We start from the raw sequence: 14,583 nt of genomic DNA on the forward strand, positions 1-14,583 counted from the left end.
AACATAAACGAGCCCAGTATACTGAGCCGCTTCTCCACATCCTTTACATATTTAATCCGCCTGTGAAATGGACGACTTGCGGAAAGGGAGCGCTTGCTCAAAAAGCACTGGATGTAAAAAGATACGAACATACGTTCTGATTTTATGTTACTATAACAGCATAGTGAAAGCGGAAGAGAAGGGAGTGGAGATGGGCGATTGCGGGTTTGAATTGATCGAAGGTTGTAAGGATGTGCGGAGCAGGGCGGCGGTTCTTTTTCAAAGTGAGCAGGACGAGGAGGACTTGAGGGTCGAGTGCGCTATTACAGCGGACGGATGCATGGACATCATGCAAGAGAGCGCCGGTCCCCTGACCGAGTGGTGCTTTGAAGAAAGTCCGCATAGGGTGGAGACGTATGCTGGCGCTGACGCGGTCGACGCGCTGATGCGGTACTTCCACCTGGATATTCCCGAGCAGCTGCCCGAGCTTCTGCGCATCGAGTACATGGGGTATGACTGCGGCATGAGGATCCGGGCGCTCATGCGCAGCCTAGATGTTCCCTATGAGGTGATTGAAGGCGATATCGTGCGATAGGGGTCCAACGGTATACTGTCACGCGGACAAGTTGGTATGAGTGGAGGCGCTTTCATGGCTCGCAGATGGACGAATCGGTACCGTGCGGTTGAGATGGACGGAATTGCTGCATCGTATGACGTTGTGGTGGTTGGGGCGGGTCCTGCGGGGATCATGGCCGCCGTCGAAAGCGCCCGCACCGCGCGAAGCGTCTTGCTTGTGGAGGCGTCCTCCCTTCCGCGCGAGAAAAGCTGCGGAGGCATGCTGAACCTCTACTCCAGGCGAGCGCTTGAACCCTACGGGACGGTTCCCGAGGAGATGATTCTCGACCCCAAGTGGATTGATTTTCGCTACTACCACATTGATCGCGAGGTAAAAAAACCTACGCAGGTACGCTTTCTGAATGTTGACAGAGGAATGTTCGACGAGTGGCTTCTCAGTTTCCTGCCCGCCAACGTGCACGTTGCCTGTGGGGTGCGCTTGGCGGACCTTTGGCAAAGCCCTGTGAAGGCGAGGGTGCTTTTGAAGGGCCTCCGCGCAGACGGATCTCGCGCGGAAGCGAGTGTGGACTGCTCGTATCTCATCGCGGCGGATGGACCGCGCGCCACGGTAAGGGAGAGGCTTGGGCTGCGTCCCTTTGACCGCTACATCACGGTGCAGGAGTACGTGAGCATCGAGCGCGGGGCTATCGAGCCGTATTTCGATTGCATCTACTCAAAGGAATTTGATCGCGACTACGGTATCGGCTACATCATGCCGAAGGGCGATGTGGCGATTATTGGCTCGATTTTCTACCCTGGATCGAGAGACGTTGAGCGCAAACATGAGGATGTGCTTGATAGGCTGCGCGACATCTACCCGTTTGGCGAGTCGGTGAAGCGCGAGACGTGGATCGCCGCGCACCTTCGCCGTCCCGCAGACCTGGTCGCGGGAAAGGGGAGGGTTCTTCTAGCCGGAGAGGGCGGCGGCTTTTTGTCGTGCACGTCCGGCGAGGGGATATCCTTTGCGCTAAATTCGGGCATTATGGCGGGGAAGGCCGTGGCGGCTGCATTCGAAGACGATTCCCTGGTGGCTTCATCGGCGCTTGAATGCTATGAAAGGGCCTTGAAGCCCATGAAGAAGAATCTGGCGTTTCGCATGGGGATGTTTCCCATTATGAACAACTATGCCTGCAAGAACCTTGCTTGTCTGGTGCCAACGCCTCTTGTGAGCAAGATGACGGAGCGCTTGTAGCCGATTACGTAATCTGGCGGATTGCGTGGATGCCGCTGGGCGGAAATATATGCACGGTGAGGGCATTTTGGTATTCGCCCAACAAGCAAAGGGTACGTTAGCAACAGCGGCCGGCTGGATGGCCGCGTCTGTAGCTGGCGAGGATAGGAGCCCTTATGTTGTTCAGGAACGTGTTGGTTCCCTACGATGAGTCGGAACATGCCGCGGCTGCTCTGCATCTGGCGATTGACTTGGTTGGCGATGATCCCGAAGCGACGATTCGGGTGGTCACGGTTGTCTCAAATGACATCATGCCCCCTTCCGCGCTTTCAGCGGCGGTTGCCTTCGATACGTCCCCGGTGAGTTATGAGAATTACGAGGCCCTCTTGTCGCATATCGCCGAGCGGTCCGATCGTGAACTTCATGATGATGTGGCCGGGCTTTTGGGGAAGGATATGCAGGGCATACACGCGAAGCTGGTCATTGAGACCAGGCTTGCAGGTTCTCCCGTCGAGGGGATTACCAACTATGCGATGGATCATCGCTGCGACCTCATCGTGATGGGTCGTCGCGGGCTGGGGGCTTTGCGAGGCATGCTCGGAAGCGTGAGCTACGGCGTTCTGCGCTCGGCGGACATTCCGGTTTTAACGGTAAAGTGAGGGCGCGTATCTAAAAGCATCGATAAAGAAAAAGGGTCCCGATTGGGACCCTTAATCAAATCATACTGGCGGAGAGCTGGGGATTCGAACCCCAGATTCCCTTTTGGGGAATACTCGCTTAGCAGGCGAGCACCTTCGGCCTCTCGGTCAGCTCTCCGTAACAGCTAGTGAATAATAACCTATTAGCGGTACTTTGCACAAGACATGCTCAGCAAGTCTTCAAAACTTCAGCCCAATTCAATCCTGTTGCATCGGTTTTTGCTAGTACGTTCCGTATTCAAGGTGCGCGATGCCGGGCTGCAAAGAGCGGTTGATGGCTCCAAGTTCGTCGCGTCCCATCGTTCTCCACATGCAATAGACGCAGCGAATGGCGAGGAAGAAGAAGCCGTTGTCGACAAGAAGCACGGCGAGGTCGGCGATGCGGTTTGAGAATTCCTCGGTTGGAGGAACGGGAATCCCTTCTGCGCGGGCAACTTCGACGGCCTGCGAAAAGTCGAGCCTACCGGAAAGCCCTTCTTTTTGACAAAGGGCACGAAGCTCTTCATCTGCAACCTCGCTGACCTGTTCGCCGCGCGGGACCAGGCTATAGCATGCGAGCGCTACATCGATGCGGCCGAGTTGCCAGTAGGCGAACGCGACGCGGTAGAAATAGTAGCTTATGGTCTCGCGGTCATAAGCGCATCGCAGGCCGTGTTTGACGACCTCGGTTATCTCATCGAATCTCTCAAGGCGACTGAGCGCGCTGATAAGAAGGAGGTGCGCTTGGGTCGATGTGACGGAAACGTCGAGAAGCCTATGCAGCTCGTCTAAGGCCCGAGTGTAGTTGCCGGACTTGAGATACATGGTCGCCAGGTCGCTCTCAGCGAAGAACAACGCATCGGGCGCTCGCAAGATGCGGGTTGTTGGGTCATCTTCGAAAAGGGGGAGCAAAAGCCTACCCAAGTGATTCTCGCAAAATTGGGTCTGCACGGCTCCGCTTGACTGAAGCTCCGCGACCACACATGCGGCGGATATTTCCTCGGTGAGTTTGATAAGGCCTTCCGCGGACTCGGAGGGATCGCTTTCGAAATGCTCTCTCAGTTCCTTGATGCGGATGTTGTACGGGCTATCCTCATCCTCCATTACTTCGAGTTCGGAAGCCTTGTCCGCCATGAGCAGACGGCGCAGGCATTCGGGGAGGTCGCGCAGGTCATCCTTTGGTTGGGCGTCGCGAACGGTGGAACCCAATTGGGGCATGGGCTGATCGATGCACAGCGGAGCGAGTTCGGTGGTGCACCGGCCATCGCGCAAGGACGTCCCTGCGAGCGTGCGCGCAAGGGGGACAAGGCGGGCGAGATAGTCTTCTCGCTCGTATTTCATAAACCTGGAATGGTTGGGTTTTGCCTGGTTGTCCATTTGAACGTAGCACGTATGGATGCCCAGGCTGGATGCGAAGCAGGCTCCGGCAAGGACGAGCGCCATGCGAAAGCCGTGTTCAAGGGCGAGGGCCTCGCGGTCCGTGTCCAAAATCTCCTTCCATACCACCGTTGATTTGGGCGTGCCGCTAAACGCTTCTTCAGCGGGGAGGTCTTCGGGCTGAGGGGCGAGGAAATTGACGGCCATCACGCCGTTTTTCGCATCGACGCGGTATGTGTAGTCAAGACGGGTGACCAGCGAGAGATGCTCGACAAGGGACGCGAAGCGGCTACGGATATCCCACTCTCCGCCGGGCGTGCAGGCAATGGTGCCGGGCGATGCCCAGGGGTTGGGTTCGATGGATTTCTCCATGAGGCGATCAACGTAGCCGGTGATGATGCGGAATTGCTCGATATCAAGGTTGGCGCAGATTCGCTCGACGCCGTCGGTACGTGGGGGGAGGTCTTCGCCCGTGATGGTGTCGGCAATCTTCGATAGGCGATTCAGGATGGATTCAAGCGCATAAAGCAGCCTGGCGTCATGGGGCGAGACGGCTTCACGATCATAGTTGATATAGAACGCATCCATGAGTTCTATACGGGCGAGGGAGACCGAGCCCACGGTCGAGATCTCGCGAAGCTTTTCGAGGTCGATATGGCTTATAAGCCGCTTTGCATACAGTTCAAAGCCGCTGGGGTCCTCTTTCTCGGAGATGGAGCGCATTGATACCGTAAGGGCGTCGACTAGTTGCATGGAAGCAAGCGAAAGAAAGAACTCGGTGGCACCAAGGTCGCTGAGGATGGGATTGCCTTCATTTTGGTCGGTATGATTCGACACGTTAAATCACTCCTCAAAGATCGCGCTATTCGGCTCTGTATGTTCCCATTTTCCTACGTTGGGAACAATGATTGTGGCCGCTTGGGTTTTCATGGGCGATTCGTAATTGTGTAAATATGGACAATGACCTCGCGAAACTGTATCTCGAGCAAGGGAAGTTCAAAAAAGTTGATATTTATGCTTGACGTTATCTAGGGGGAGTGACATTATATTCCTTGCGTTGCGGCGTTACCTCAGCTGGATAGAGGGTCTGACTACGAATCAGAACGTCACAGGTTCGAATCCTGTACGCCGCACCAGTTGATTGTTGAAGGAGAGTCAGAGATGGCTCTCCTTTTTTCATTTAGGGCATGTTCTTACGCGGAGCGCGTCCTCTCTTGAGGACGACCTGGACGGGCGATCTTTGGTTGAGAATGCCTCTGGTCGTTCGGGCAGCGCGCGGATGACCGCGCGGCGTCTGTAAGAAATATGGCCAAAGCGAAAAAAGTTCTTGACTTAAAGCTGACATCATGTGATTATATTCCTTGCGTTGCGGCGTTACCTCAGCTGGATAGAGGGTCTGACTACGAATCAGAACGTCACAGGTTCGAATCCTGTACGCCGCACCAGTTGATCTTCGAGCCTCCTTCGGGAGGCTTTTTTCATATGCATTCATGTTTAACATTGAAATAGGTGCTGGGGCATGGTGGCGGCTGAATGCGGGCCGCATTGCTTATAGGGGCCGCCTACAGGGCTATTTGCCAATAACAATGTCGGCGCTATGGATGCTGATGGCGCGCCAGCTGAATAAATCGACAAGCTGGTCGACGGATCTGGGCGAGGAATCGGGCGCGATGCCGGCGATATGGGACAGGTGGCCAAGGAGCTTCTCGGGCGTACCGAAGCGCGCCATAAGTTCTCCCATGTCGCAGTCTCTATCACGTTTGGAGAGACGGCGGCCATCGGGAGCTGCGAGCAGGGGAACGTGCGCATAGCTGGGATGGTTGTAGCCCAAAAGGTTCTGAAGGTATATCTGGCGCGCGGACGACCCCAGAAGGTCGCGCCCCCGCACGACCTCGGTTACGCCCATATGCTCGTCGTCGACGGTGACAACAAGTTGGTAGGCGAACACTCCGTCGCTTCGCTGGATTAAGAAGTCGCCGCAGTCGGTGGCGAGGCATTCGGACACCGTTCCATACGTGCGATCGTTAAATGTGATGATTCCTGCGGGGTCCGCCTCATCGGGCACCTTCAGGCGGAGGGCCGGGGCCTTGAGCGCGCGCCGCCTGGCGACCTCGTCTGCATCTAGGTTGCGGCAGGTGCCGGGGTACAGAGGGGTGCCGTCGCTGGCATGGGGGGCGCTGGCGGCGTGCAGCTCTGCGCGCGTGCAGAAGCATGGGTATACCAAGTTCTGGCTTGCAAGGGCGCGAACGGCGTCGCGGTATAGGTCCAGCCGGTCGCTTTGATAGTAGGGACCCTCGTCCCAATCAAGACCAAGCCACCTCAGATCGGCGATAAGCTGTTCATCGAATTTGCCCCTGCGGCAGCGCTCGTCCAAATCTTCAATACGCAGCACCATGCGTCCGTTTTGGCTGCGTACGGATAGCCAGGCAACCAGCGCGGAATACACGTTTCCAAGGTGCATCCTGCCAGATGGAGAGGGGGCAAAGCGCCCCACCACCGGGTGGGCGGCGGCTTGTGCCGTACCTGCGTTGGTATGTTGGGCGTTACTGTTCATGGGCAAGAGTATAGCGCGGCGCCGGACGAGTATGAAAAAAGCGCACCCGGGAGGATGCGCTTTGAAAGGGCTGCGGGCAAAAGCTGCATAAAATCCGCGGCTGGTCTATATGGGCTGGTCTACATGGGCAAAGCGGTCTGGGCGGTGTAGACGCGTGCCTGGTACTCGCGGTCAAGGTCAAACAGGCCCTTGGGGTCGGAGCCAAAGAGCTTCATGTTGGTGACCATGTCGCGCGCGTTTGCTTCCTCCTCGCCCTGCTCCTTAACAAACCAATCGAGCATCTGCATGGCACGGATGTCGTGCACCTCATGGGCGACCTCGTAGCAGTGGTGAATGAGGCTGGTGACGTACTCCTCATGGGCAAGGCCCGCCTCAAGCGGCTCAAGGTCGTTCTCAAACACCTTATCGGGCTTGGCAATAGCCTCCATGGTGGGCTTGTAGTCGTTGTCCAGCAGGTAGCGGCGGATGGCCAGCGCGTGGTCGGCCTCCTCCTTAACCTGGATCATGTACCAGTTGGCAAAACCCTTAAGACCGCGGTCCTCATAGTAATCGGCAAACGTGAGGTACAGATAGGACGAGTAGAGCTCGGCGTTGATCTGCTCCTCCAGGGCCTGGGCGACGGCGGAATTGATGGCCATAGTGCATTCCCTCTTTCTGCTTGGTGTACCTGTGCAAAATAGGTGGCGCGCCCCCTCGCGCGCTGCATGTAAGTATAGCGCTCCGTGCGGACGGTCGGTTATCTTCCGCGGGTGCAATTCGCGCGGAGCGTGAACGCATTATGGCGAGGGTGTGGGTACAATTGGTGCCAAATTACCCGCGGAGTGGAAGGGGCGTCCATGCGCATCCGTATCTCCAACGCGCTCGCCGTCGTCGCCGCGACCGCTGCGCTCGCGTTGTCCTGTCTGTTCTCAGCCCCCGTTGTCGCGCGGGCAGACGGCTTCGACATGCATTCTGTCAACATCTTCGCCACCGTACTGGAAGACGGGCGCATGCTTGTCTCGGAGTCGCGTACGTTCGACTTCGACGATGATGTGAACGGCGTGTTTTGGACCATCCCGTTAGGCGAGAACCAGCAGGGCCATCCAGCCTCTCTTGAGCAGGTCAGCGTTAGGGCGACTGAGAACGATCAGCAGGTGAACTACCAGCTTGTGGACTCGGCAAGCAATGGCGACACGGGTATCTACACTGTGGAGAACGATGGGGACCGGGTTACCATCAAGGTCTTCTCGCCCCATGAATCCGGCGAGCAGGGAAGCTTCATGGTGTCCTACATCATCAACGGCGCCGTCATGGCGTGGTCCGATACCGCGGAGTTGTATTGGAAGTTTGTGGGTGACGGCTGGACCGAGCCTTCCCATGACGTGACGCTCACCCTTGGTTTCTCGGGCGAGGCCCATGACATCTACGGGAGCGATGGCAGCGTAGAGAGCAAGGACTGGTCTTCTGACGAGCTTTCTGATCTTGGCGTGCGCGCGTGGGGTCACGGGCCCTTGGACGCAACGGTTCAGGTGGGCGATACGGGTGACCCGGTCGCCCGCTTTACCGTGCCGCGCGTCGATTCGGGTGAGTACGCCGAGGCACGTCTGGTGTTTCCCGTGTCTTGGGTGCCTGATCTGCAGGCGTCCTCGTCCGCGCGTCTTGAGACCATCTTGGACGAGGAAGCCGCGTGGGCGGAAGAGGCCAACGCGCGTCGCGAGGAGGCTCGCCGCATGGTTGCGGCGGCGACGGTGCTGAGCGTGGGCTCGGCCGCGGTTTTGCTTGTTGCCGCCGTGGGCTTGCGCCTCACCGTGTTCAAGAGCCCCAAGCCGATGTTTCAGGATACGTATTATCGCGATGTTCCCAGTGATGATCATCCTGCGGTGATTTCTGCTTTCATGCGCGACGGCGATGTGGGCGACGCTGCATTTGTGGCGACCCTTATGAAGCTTACGGACGAGCGCGTGATCGAGTTGGTGTGCCAAACGCGGCAGAAGCGCGGGCTGTTTGGTTCCAAGGACGAGGATTCCTACAGTATCCGCCTTGTCGACCGCGCCCGTGCAACCGACCCCATCGACCGCGATGCACTCGATTTGTACTTTGGCCCGGGCGCCCAGAATGGCGAAGAGGTGCGTTTCGATGGGGTTCGCGCGAACGCGGACGAGGATTCCGACGCCTATGGCGAGCGTTTGGATGGCTTCAAGGCTTCCGTTGGCGCGGCTATCGAGATGCGCGGCCTCTTGCGTGACAGCTCGCATGCGTTTGGGTTGACGGTCGTTGTCCTTGCGGTCGTGATCGGCGTGGCGTCTCTATTCGCAACCATCGAGCTCGAGACGAGCGTCCTGGCGCTGCTCGCTACGTGCGCCATGGCTATTGCCGCCGCGGCGGTGGCCGCCACGGCTCGGCGCTACACCCGCGAGGACGTGGAGCTGCGCGCCCGGTGCCTGGCGCTCAAGCGCTGGCTGGAAGATTTCACCCGTCTGGGCGAGGCGGTGCCACAAGACCTTATCCTGTGGAACAAGCTGCTGGTCATGGCGGTTGCCCTGGGCGTATCCGATAAGGTGCTTCGCGACCTTGCGGACGCGGTCCCGCGGGATATGCGCCAAGACGAGCCGGGCGGCTTCTACTATCCCGTGTACTGGTGGTGCTATCCCCACGGTAGCCTTGGCTCGCCCACGCGCGACCTGTCCTCTACCTACGGAGCCATCTCCGCCGCGGCGCTGGCGGCGAGCGCAAATAGCTCGTCGGGCGGCTTTGGCGGAGGTTTCTCCGGTGGCGGCGGAGGAGGCGTTGGCGGAGGCGGCGGCGGAACGTTTTAGGGCGCTGCCGGCTTCGTGTTCAGGCTTGCGATGCGGAGCGAGGTGACGGACGGCTGCGGTTTCATGAAAAAAGAAGGGCTCCTGATAAGGGAGCCCTTTCTTGTGCGGATGCGTTCCGCGTATGCTTGTCCTCGCCGTATCGATCGCGTGCGAGACTAGGCGCCAAGCTGCCCTCAAGGCGCCGGTTAGCGATCTTAGGCGGAGAGATCCATTCCGTACAGGTACATCTCGCGGGGGAGCACATGGCGCTCTTCACGATTTGCCCGGTACATTGCGGCGCGCTTAAGGCCGCGGTGCTCGTAAAACTTCCACGAGCAATCGGTGTCGGTGTAAAGGTACAGGCCCTTCGCACCGCGAGAGGTGACATAGGAGGTCGCCGCATCTAGCAGGACGCTGCCAATTCCAAGCCCGCGGGCGGTGCCGCTCACGGCAAGCAGGGTGATCTGGCTTGCGCGGGCAAGGCCGCTTTGCTCAAGTAGGCGGCTGTTGACGCGCTGCTCTGCTTCCAAGAAGGAGAGGTACTCGTCCGTAGCCTTGGGCTCCAGCTTGTGCATGCGCTCCAAGAACGCGTCCATAGCGGCATGACATTCTTTGGCATGGGGGAGTCGGTCGCCTTCGGCGCGTGCCAGCACGATGCCGCAGGGAACATCGTCCACTAATACAACCTGCGAAAAGCTGGAAATCTCAAGGGAATGGACCAGGTCGCACGCGGCTTCCAGGGCGTTGTATTCCTGGTTGGGCACGTAGGTATGCCAGGTGTCCTTCAGGATTGAGGCAAGGGCGCTAAAATCGTCCTTCTCAAACGGCCTATAGATGACGCGTGAAACCATTCGTGCCTCCTTCTTCACTAAGGTTTCTACCACGCGGGAGGGATTCAAATATGGTCTCCCTATGTCACCACAGGCCCCCCGCGAATTCTTCGCGGAACCGTCACGTTGTCTTGGCATTTTCTTCAAAATCACCCCGTGCCATGCACAACGCGGGCGGCGGGTTGCGCTACATTAGTAGGACGAAGAGAGAGGCCGTCCCCCTTGCATGGCGGGACGCTCGCATCCACGAAGGAGGAGTGCTGCATGGGCACAGACAAGAAGATCTCGCGCGCGCTGATCTCGGTGACCGACAAGACGGGTGTCGTCGAGTTCGCTCAGTCGCTGGTAAGCGACTACGGTGTTGAGATCATCTCGACGGGCGGTACCGCGCGCGTGCTGGAAGAGGCCGGCGTTCCGGTGATCCCCATCGAGGAGTTCACGGGCTTCCCCGAGATGATGGACGGGCGCGTTAAGACGTTGCACCCCAAGGTGCATGGCGGCTTGCTGTGCCGTCGCGACTCCGAGCAGCACATGGCGGAGGCCGCTGAGCACGGTATCCAGATGATCGACCTGGTCTGCGTCAACCTCTACGAGTTCGAGAAGACCGTCGCCTCCCCGGACGTCACCTTTGTGGACGCCATCGAGCACATCGATATCGGCGGTCCCTCCATGCTGCGTTCCGCTGCCAAGAACAACGATTCCGTCACCGTGGTCTGCGACCCTGATGACTATGCTCGTATTTTGGACGAAATGTCCGTGCATGCCGGTTGCACCACGCTTGGCACCCGTCGCCATTTGGCTGCCAAGGTCTACACCCGCACCGCTTCTTACGATACGGCTATCTCTACCTGGCTCAATACCTACCTGGCGAACGAGGACGCGGGCGCTGCCGGCACCACCGCCCCCGCGTTTGTGCCTCCGGCGGCCTTTGACTTGCACCTTGAGAAGGCCCAGGACCTGCGCTATGGCGAGAATCCGCATCAGACCGCCGCGGTCTATCGCTTCGCCGATAGCTTTGGCAATTTCGCCTCGTCCGCAAGCCCTCTGGTTGGTGCCGAGCAGATCCAGGGCAAGCCGCTGTCCTACAACAACTTCCTGGATGCCGACGCCGCCTGGAACGCCGTTCGCGAGTTCGAGGAGCCCGCGGTCATCATCCTGAAGCATCAGAATCCCTGTGGCTCCGCAACGGGCGAGGACGTGACCGAGGCGTATGACCGCGCCTTCGCTTGCGATCCTAAGAGCGCCTTTGGCGGCATCATCGCCGTCAACCGCGAGGTGCCCCTGAGCCTGGTGGAGCATTTCGCAGACGTCAACAAGCAGTTTGTCGAGGTTCTCATCGCCCCGTCCTTCAGCCCCGAGGCGCTCGAGCGCCTGTCCAAGCGCACCAACCTGCGCGTGCTTGCCACCGGCGGCGCTGACGGGCACGCCCAGCTTGAAGCCCGTACCGTCGATGGCGGCATGCTGGTTCAGTGCGTGGATACGGTGGACGAGGATCCTTCGACTTTCACGTTCCCCACTACCCGCAAGCCCACGGATGCAGAGATGGAAGACCTCATCTTTGCCTGGAAGGTTTGCAAGACCGTCAAGAGCAACGCCATCCTCATCGCTAAGGATCGCGCCGGCATTGGCATGGGTCCCGGCCAGCCCAACCGCGTTGACTCCGCACTGCTGGCCTGCCAGCGCGCCGAGGAGGCCTGTGAGCGCATGGGCGTCGCGGCGGGCGGCTTTGCCTGCGCCAGCGATGCGTTCTTCCCGTTCCGCGACAACGTCGACGTGCTTGCCGCGCATGGCGTGACCGCCATCATCCAGCCCGGCGGATCGGTGCGCGACGACGAGTCCATCCAGGCGTGCGATGACCACGGTATCGCCATGGTCTTTACCGGCACCCGTCACTTCCGCCACTAAAAGCATGCGGGTAGCGGGTATAACCCATGCGGGTTAACCTGACGATCCATAAGGACAATACGGGCTCCCGAGATTTCGGGGGCCCTTTTTTGAAAGGAGAGCCGTGAGCGATCAGGCGTTGACGGAGCTGTTCGATAACCCGGATGAGCAGCGCGCGTATGAGGAGTTCTGTGCCAACCAAGAGCGCGGCAACCAGCCGTTCAATCTGGACGCGCCCGCCCTGGTATGCCGTTGGCGCATGTCGAAGAAGCGCGTCCCGCTGCTCAACAGGCACATCCGCGCCCTGTCTCAACGCGTTGTCATGGGCGAGCCGCTTACCCATAACATGCTCTCGTGGGCCAAGCAGCATGTGGAATGGTCGCTGACCGAGGGTTCCTACGTGGAGCACAACGGCGTGCTCATGTTGGTGATCGATGTCAACGGCAACGCCGCCATGACGGTGGGGGCCTATGAGCCCCTGGTTGATACTGCGTCCGCCGCTCTTGCCGCTCGCGCAGAGGCAGCCCGCCTGGAAGAGGCGGAGGCGGGCGTCGCGCCCGAGGTGCTCTGCTGCATGCGCGACGGGCGCCTGCTGGTCGCCGCGGGCGAGCATGTGTGCGGCAGCTTGTCGCTGGTGGAGCAGCTGGCCGCCACACGCGGTATCGCGGTTGATCATGTAGGTTCCGGCGACGCGTTCTTGAAAGACGTCCATTCCTCGTCCACCCCTATATTCTTGGTCTCCGATGAGCATGGAGTGGTCCCCGCGCGCGAGGTGGATGAAGATCAGTCTGATGATGCGAATCTTGTCCGCTTCCTGCGCGATGGCGTGGCAAAGCTGTTCTCCTAAGGGCGCCGCGCCGGCGGGTGCGTGCCTCGGGTTGATGTTGTCGATAACGGCCGCTTTCTTGGGCGGCGGGGAGAGGAGGGCGTTGTGGCGCTTATCTACGTGGTTGAGGACGATGCTTCCATCCGTGGCGAGCTTTTGCAGGTGCTTGAGCGCAACGGGTATGAGACGCGCTGGTGCGAGCGGTTCGATACCGTGGTCGACGAGGTGCTCGCCGCTTCGCCGGACCTGGTGCTGCTCGATCTCACCCTGCCCGGCACGGACGGCCAGTTCATCTGCCGCGAGCTGCGCGCGGTTTCAAGCGTTCCCATCATGGTCCTCACTTCGCGCGTGACGGAGATAGACGAGGTCATGAGCATGAACATGGGCGCGGACGACTTTGTGCCCAAGCCCTATAGCGCTCGCGTGCTGGTGGCGCGCATCGAGGCGCTGCTGCGTCGCGTCGCGGGTTCGTCCGAGACGCAGCTGCTGCGCCATAACGGTGTCGAGATCGATCCGGCGCGTTCGCTGGCATACGCCAACGGCCGCCAGGTGGAGCTCACCAAAAATGAGATGCGCATCTTAACGCTGCTGGTCTCCAAGGCGGGCACCATCGTGTCGCGCGAGGCCCTCATGCGCGATCTATGGGATTCAGATGCGTTTGTGGACGATAACACGCTTACCGTCAACATCAACCGTCTGCGCGGTACGCTCGAGAAGATCGGCGTCAAGGGCTATCTCACCACGCATCGCGGCCGCGGCTATTCGGTTTAGGGGGAGCTATGACGTTTGGGTCATACCTGCGTTCCGCTTGGCCCACGGTGGCCATTCTCTGCGTGGCGAGCTTGCTGACGTGCATGGTGCTCGAGGTTTCCGGCACCGGCGCGCCCCTGCTTTCGCTGGTCGCCTGCGTGCTCATAGGTTCTTCGGTGTCGCTGCTGGTCGTCGACTACCTTCGCAAGCGCGCATTTGCCTGCGAGCTCGACAGCCTTGCGGACCAGCAGGGCCATGCCCTGTGGGCAAGCGAGCTCATCGACCGTCCGGATTTCATCGAGGGCCAGCTTGCCTATGACGCCCTTTGCGCCGTTTCCAAAGCGGCGAACGACGAGGTGGCGGGGTATCGCCGCCAGACCAACGATTACCGCGAATATGTTGAAACTTGGGTCCATGAGGCGAAATCGCCCCTCGCCGCGGCGCACCTTATGATCGAGAACATAGAGGACGAGCTTTCCGCGGTGGGCGAGGACCCTATCGATGAAGAAGTGCTCTTCTCGCGTGTCCGGGCGCTGGACGAGGAGCTCGACCGCATGGAGGGCTATGTGGAGCAGGCCTTGTTCTACGCACGTTCCGAGGCGGTCGAGCGCGACTACCTTATCCGCGAGTACAACCTCAAGGAGCTGGCATCCGCCGCCTTGCGCGCCAACTCGCGCATGCTCATCTCCGCCCGGGTCGCGCCGTTTCGCCGCAATCTCGACTACCAGGTGTTTACCGATGAGAAGTGGATGCTCTTCATCTTTGGGCAGATCATCCAGAACTCGGTTAAGTACGCCCGCGATGAGGGCGCCTCTATCGAGTTCAGCGCATGTTTGCGCGACGAGGGGCTGGCAACGGAGCGCGTCGAGCTTTCTATTCGCGATAACGGCTGCGGGGTCAGCGCTGCGGACTTGCCGAGGGTGTTCGAGAAGGGCTTCACCGGCGCGGCGGGCCGTTCTGGCAAGCGCTCGACCGGTATAGGGCTGTACCTGGTCAAACGTCTGTGCGACAAAATGGGCGTGGGGATTGACGCCGATTCGGTTGCGGGCGAGGGCTTTACGGTGATCTTGTCGTTCTCTACCAATCGCTTCCATTACTTTGAATAGCGCTCGCGTTGAATGGGGAGGGGCGCCGCCCTCTCTGGCA

General features: G+C 59.5%; 12 protein-coding genes and 3 tRNA genes. 10 read left to right on the forward strand and 5 right to left on the reverse strand.

All coding sequences use genetic code 11. From position 1 onward, the window contains the following. Positions 1-319 precede the first annotated feature (319 nt). The 3 genes from B3H65_RS09840 to B3H65_RS09850 all read left to right on the forward strand — a co-directional run bounded on the left by B3H65_RS09840 (position 320) and on the right by B3H65_RS09850 (position 2,424). A complete protein-coding gene (locus B3H65_RS09840; RefSeq protein ID WP_286685092.1) occupies positions 320-574 on the forward strand; it encodes a hypothetical protein in 255 nt (84 codons plus the stop codon). A gap of 54 nt (positions 575-628) precedes the next feature. Continuing rightward, positions 629-1,786, forward strand: coding sequence for an FAD-dependent monooxygenase (locus tag B3H65_RS09845; protein WP_286685093.1), 1,158 nt, complete (start codon positions 629-631; stop codon positions 1,784-1,786). A 155-nt stretch (positions 1,787-1,941) separates the two neighbouring features. Then, the gene (locus B3H65_RS09850) at positions 1,942-2,424 is read left to right on the forward strand and encodes a universal stress protein (protein ID WP_286685094.1); all 483 of its coding nucleotides are present in this window, start codon (positions 1,942-1,944) and stop codon (positions 2,422-2,424) included. Between the two features lie 66 nt (positions 2,425-2,490). Here B3H65_RS09850 and B3H65_RS09855 read toward each other — a convergent pair. Both B3H65_RS09855 and B3H65_RS09860 read right to left on the reverse strand, forming a co-directional pair. Continuing rightward, positions 2,491-2,581, reverse strand: a tRNA-Ser gene (locus B3H65_RS09855). Positions 2,582-2,685: 104 nt separating this feature from the next. Beyond that, complete coding sequence (locus tag B3H65_RS09860; RefSeq protein ID WP_286685095.1) at positions 2,686-4,656, reverse strand: tetratricopeptide repeat protein; 1,971 nt, start codon at positions 4,654-4,656, stop codon at positions 2,686-2,688. Between the two features lie 222 nt (positions 4,657-4,878). Between B3H65_RS09860 and B3H65_RS09865 the strand changes: the two genes are divergently transcribed. Both B3H65_RS09865 and B3H65_RS09870 read left to right on the forward strand, forming a co-directional pair. After that, positions 4,879-4,955, forward strand: a tRNA-Arg gene (locus B3H65_RS09865). Positions 4,956-5,187: 232 nt separating this feature from the next. Continuing rightward, positions 5,188-5,264, forward strand: a tRNA-Arg gene (locus tag B3H65_RS09870). A gap of 125 nt (positions 5,265-5,389) precedes the next feature. Here B3H65_RS09870 and gluQRS read toward each other — a convergent pair. Together gluQRS and B3H65_RS09880 are read right to left on the reverse strand one after the other, a co-directional pair. Next, positions 5,390-6,373: a tRNA glutamyl-Q(34) synthetase GluQRS gene (gene gluQRS / locus B3H65_RS09875; RefSeq protein WP_286685096.1), complete on the reverse strand. Its 984-nt coding sequence runs from the start codon at positions 6,371-6,373 to the stop codon at positions 5,390-5,392. Between the two features lie 119 nt (positions 6,374-6,492). After that, positions 6,493-7,011 (reverse strand): ferritin, encoded by a 519-nt coding sequence (locus B3H65_RS09880; RefSeq protein WP_009141238.1) that lies wholly within the window; start codon positions 7,009-7,011, stop codon positions 6,493-6,495. Between the two features lie 198 nt (positions 7,012-7,209). Here B3H65_RS09880 and B3H65_RS09885 point away from each other — a divergent pair, with 198 nt between their 5' ends. Beyond that, on the forward strand, positions 7,210-9,168 hold the full coding sequence (locus B3H65_RS09885; protein WP_286685097.1) for a DUF2207 domain-containing protein: 1,959 nt from the start codon (positions 7,210-7,212) through the stop codon (positions 9,166-9,168). Between the two features lie 194 nt (positions 9,169-9,362). On the opposite strand, the gene B3H65_RS09890 is transcribed toward B3H65_RS09885, so the two are convergent. Then, positions 9,363-9,998: a GNAT family N-acetyltransferase gene (locus tag B3H65_RS09890; protein WP_286685098.1), complete on the reverse strand. Its 636-nt coding sequence runs from the start codon at positions 9,996-9,998 to the stop codon at positions 9,363-9,365. Between the two features lie 243 nt (positions 9,999-10,241). Here B3H65_RS09890 and purH point away from each other — a divergent pair, with 243 nt between their 5' ends. From purH to B3H65_RS09910, 4 genes are all read left to right on the forward strand, one after another. Then, positions 10,242-11,882 (forward strand): bifunctional phosphoribosylaminoimidazolecarboxamide formyltransferase/IMP cyclohydrolase, encoded by a 1,641-nt coding sequence (gene purH, locus B3H65_RS09895; protein WP_286685099.1) that lies wholly within the window; start codon positions 10,242-10,244, stop codon positions 11,880-11,882. A gap of 103 nt (positions 11,883-11,985) precedes the next feature. Beyond that, a complete protein-coding gene (locus tag B3H65_RS09900) occupies positions 11,986-12,708 on the forward strand; it encodes a hypothetical protein (RefSeq protein ID WP_286685100.1) in 723 nt (240 codons plus the stop codon). An 84-nt stretch (positions 12,709-12,792) separates the two neighbouring features. Then, positions 12,793-13,458, forward strand: a complete 666-nt coding sequence (locus B3H65_RS09905) for a response regulator transcription factor (protein ID WP_009141243.1) — start codon at positions 12,793-12,795, stop codon at positions 13,456-13,458. A gap of 8 nt (positions 13,459-13,466) precedes the next feature. Further along, a complete protein-coding gene (locus tag B3H65_RS09910) occupies positions 13,467-14,543 on the forward strand; it encodes a sensor histidine kinase (protein ID WP_286685101.1) in 1,077 nt (358 codons plus the stop codon). The last annotated feature ends 40 nt before the right edge of the window (positions 14,544-14,583 follow it).

It is taken from the genome of Collinsella sp. UBA1693 (assembly GCF_002320115.1).
GTDB lineage: Bacteria > Actinomycetota > Coriobacteriia > Coriobacteriales > Coriobacteriaceae > Collinsella > Collinsella tanakaei.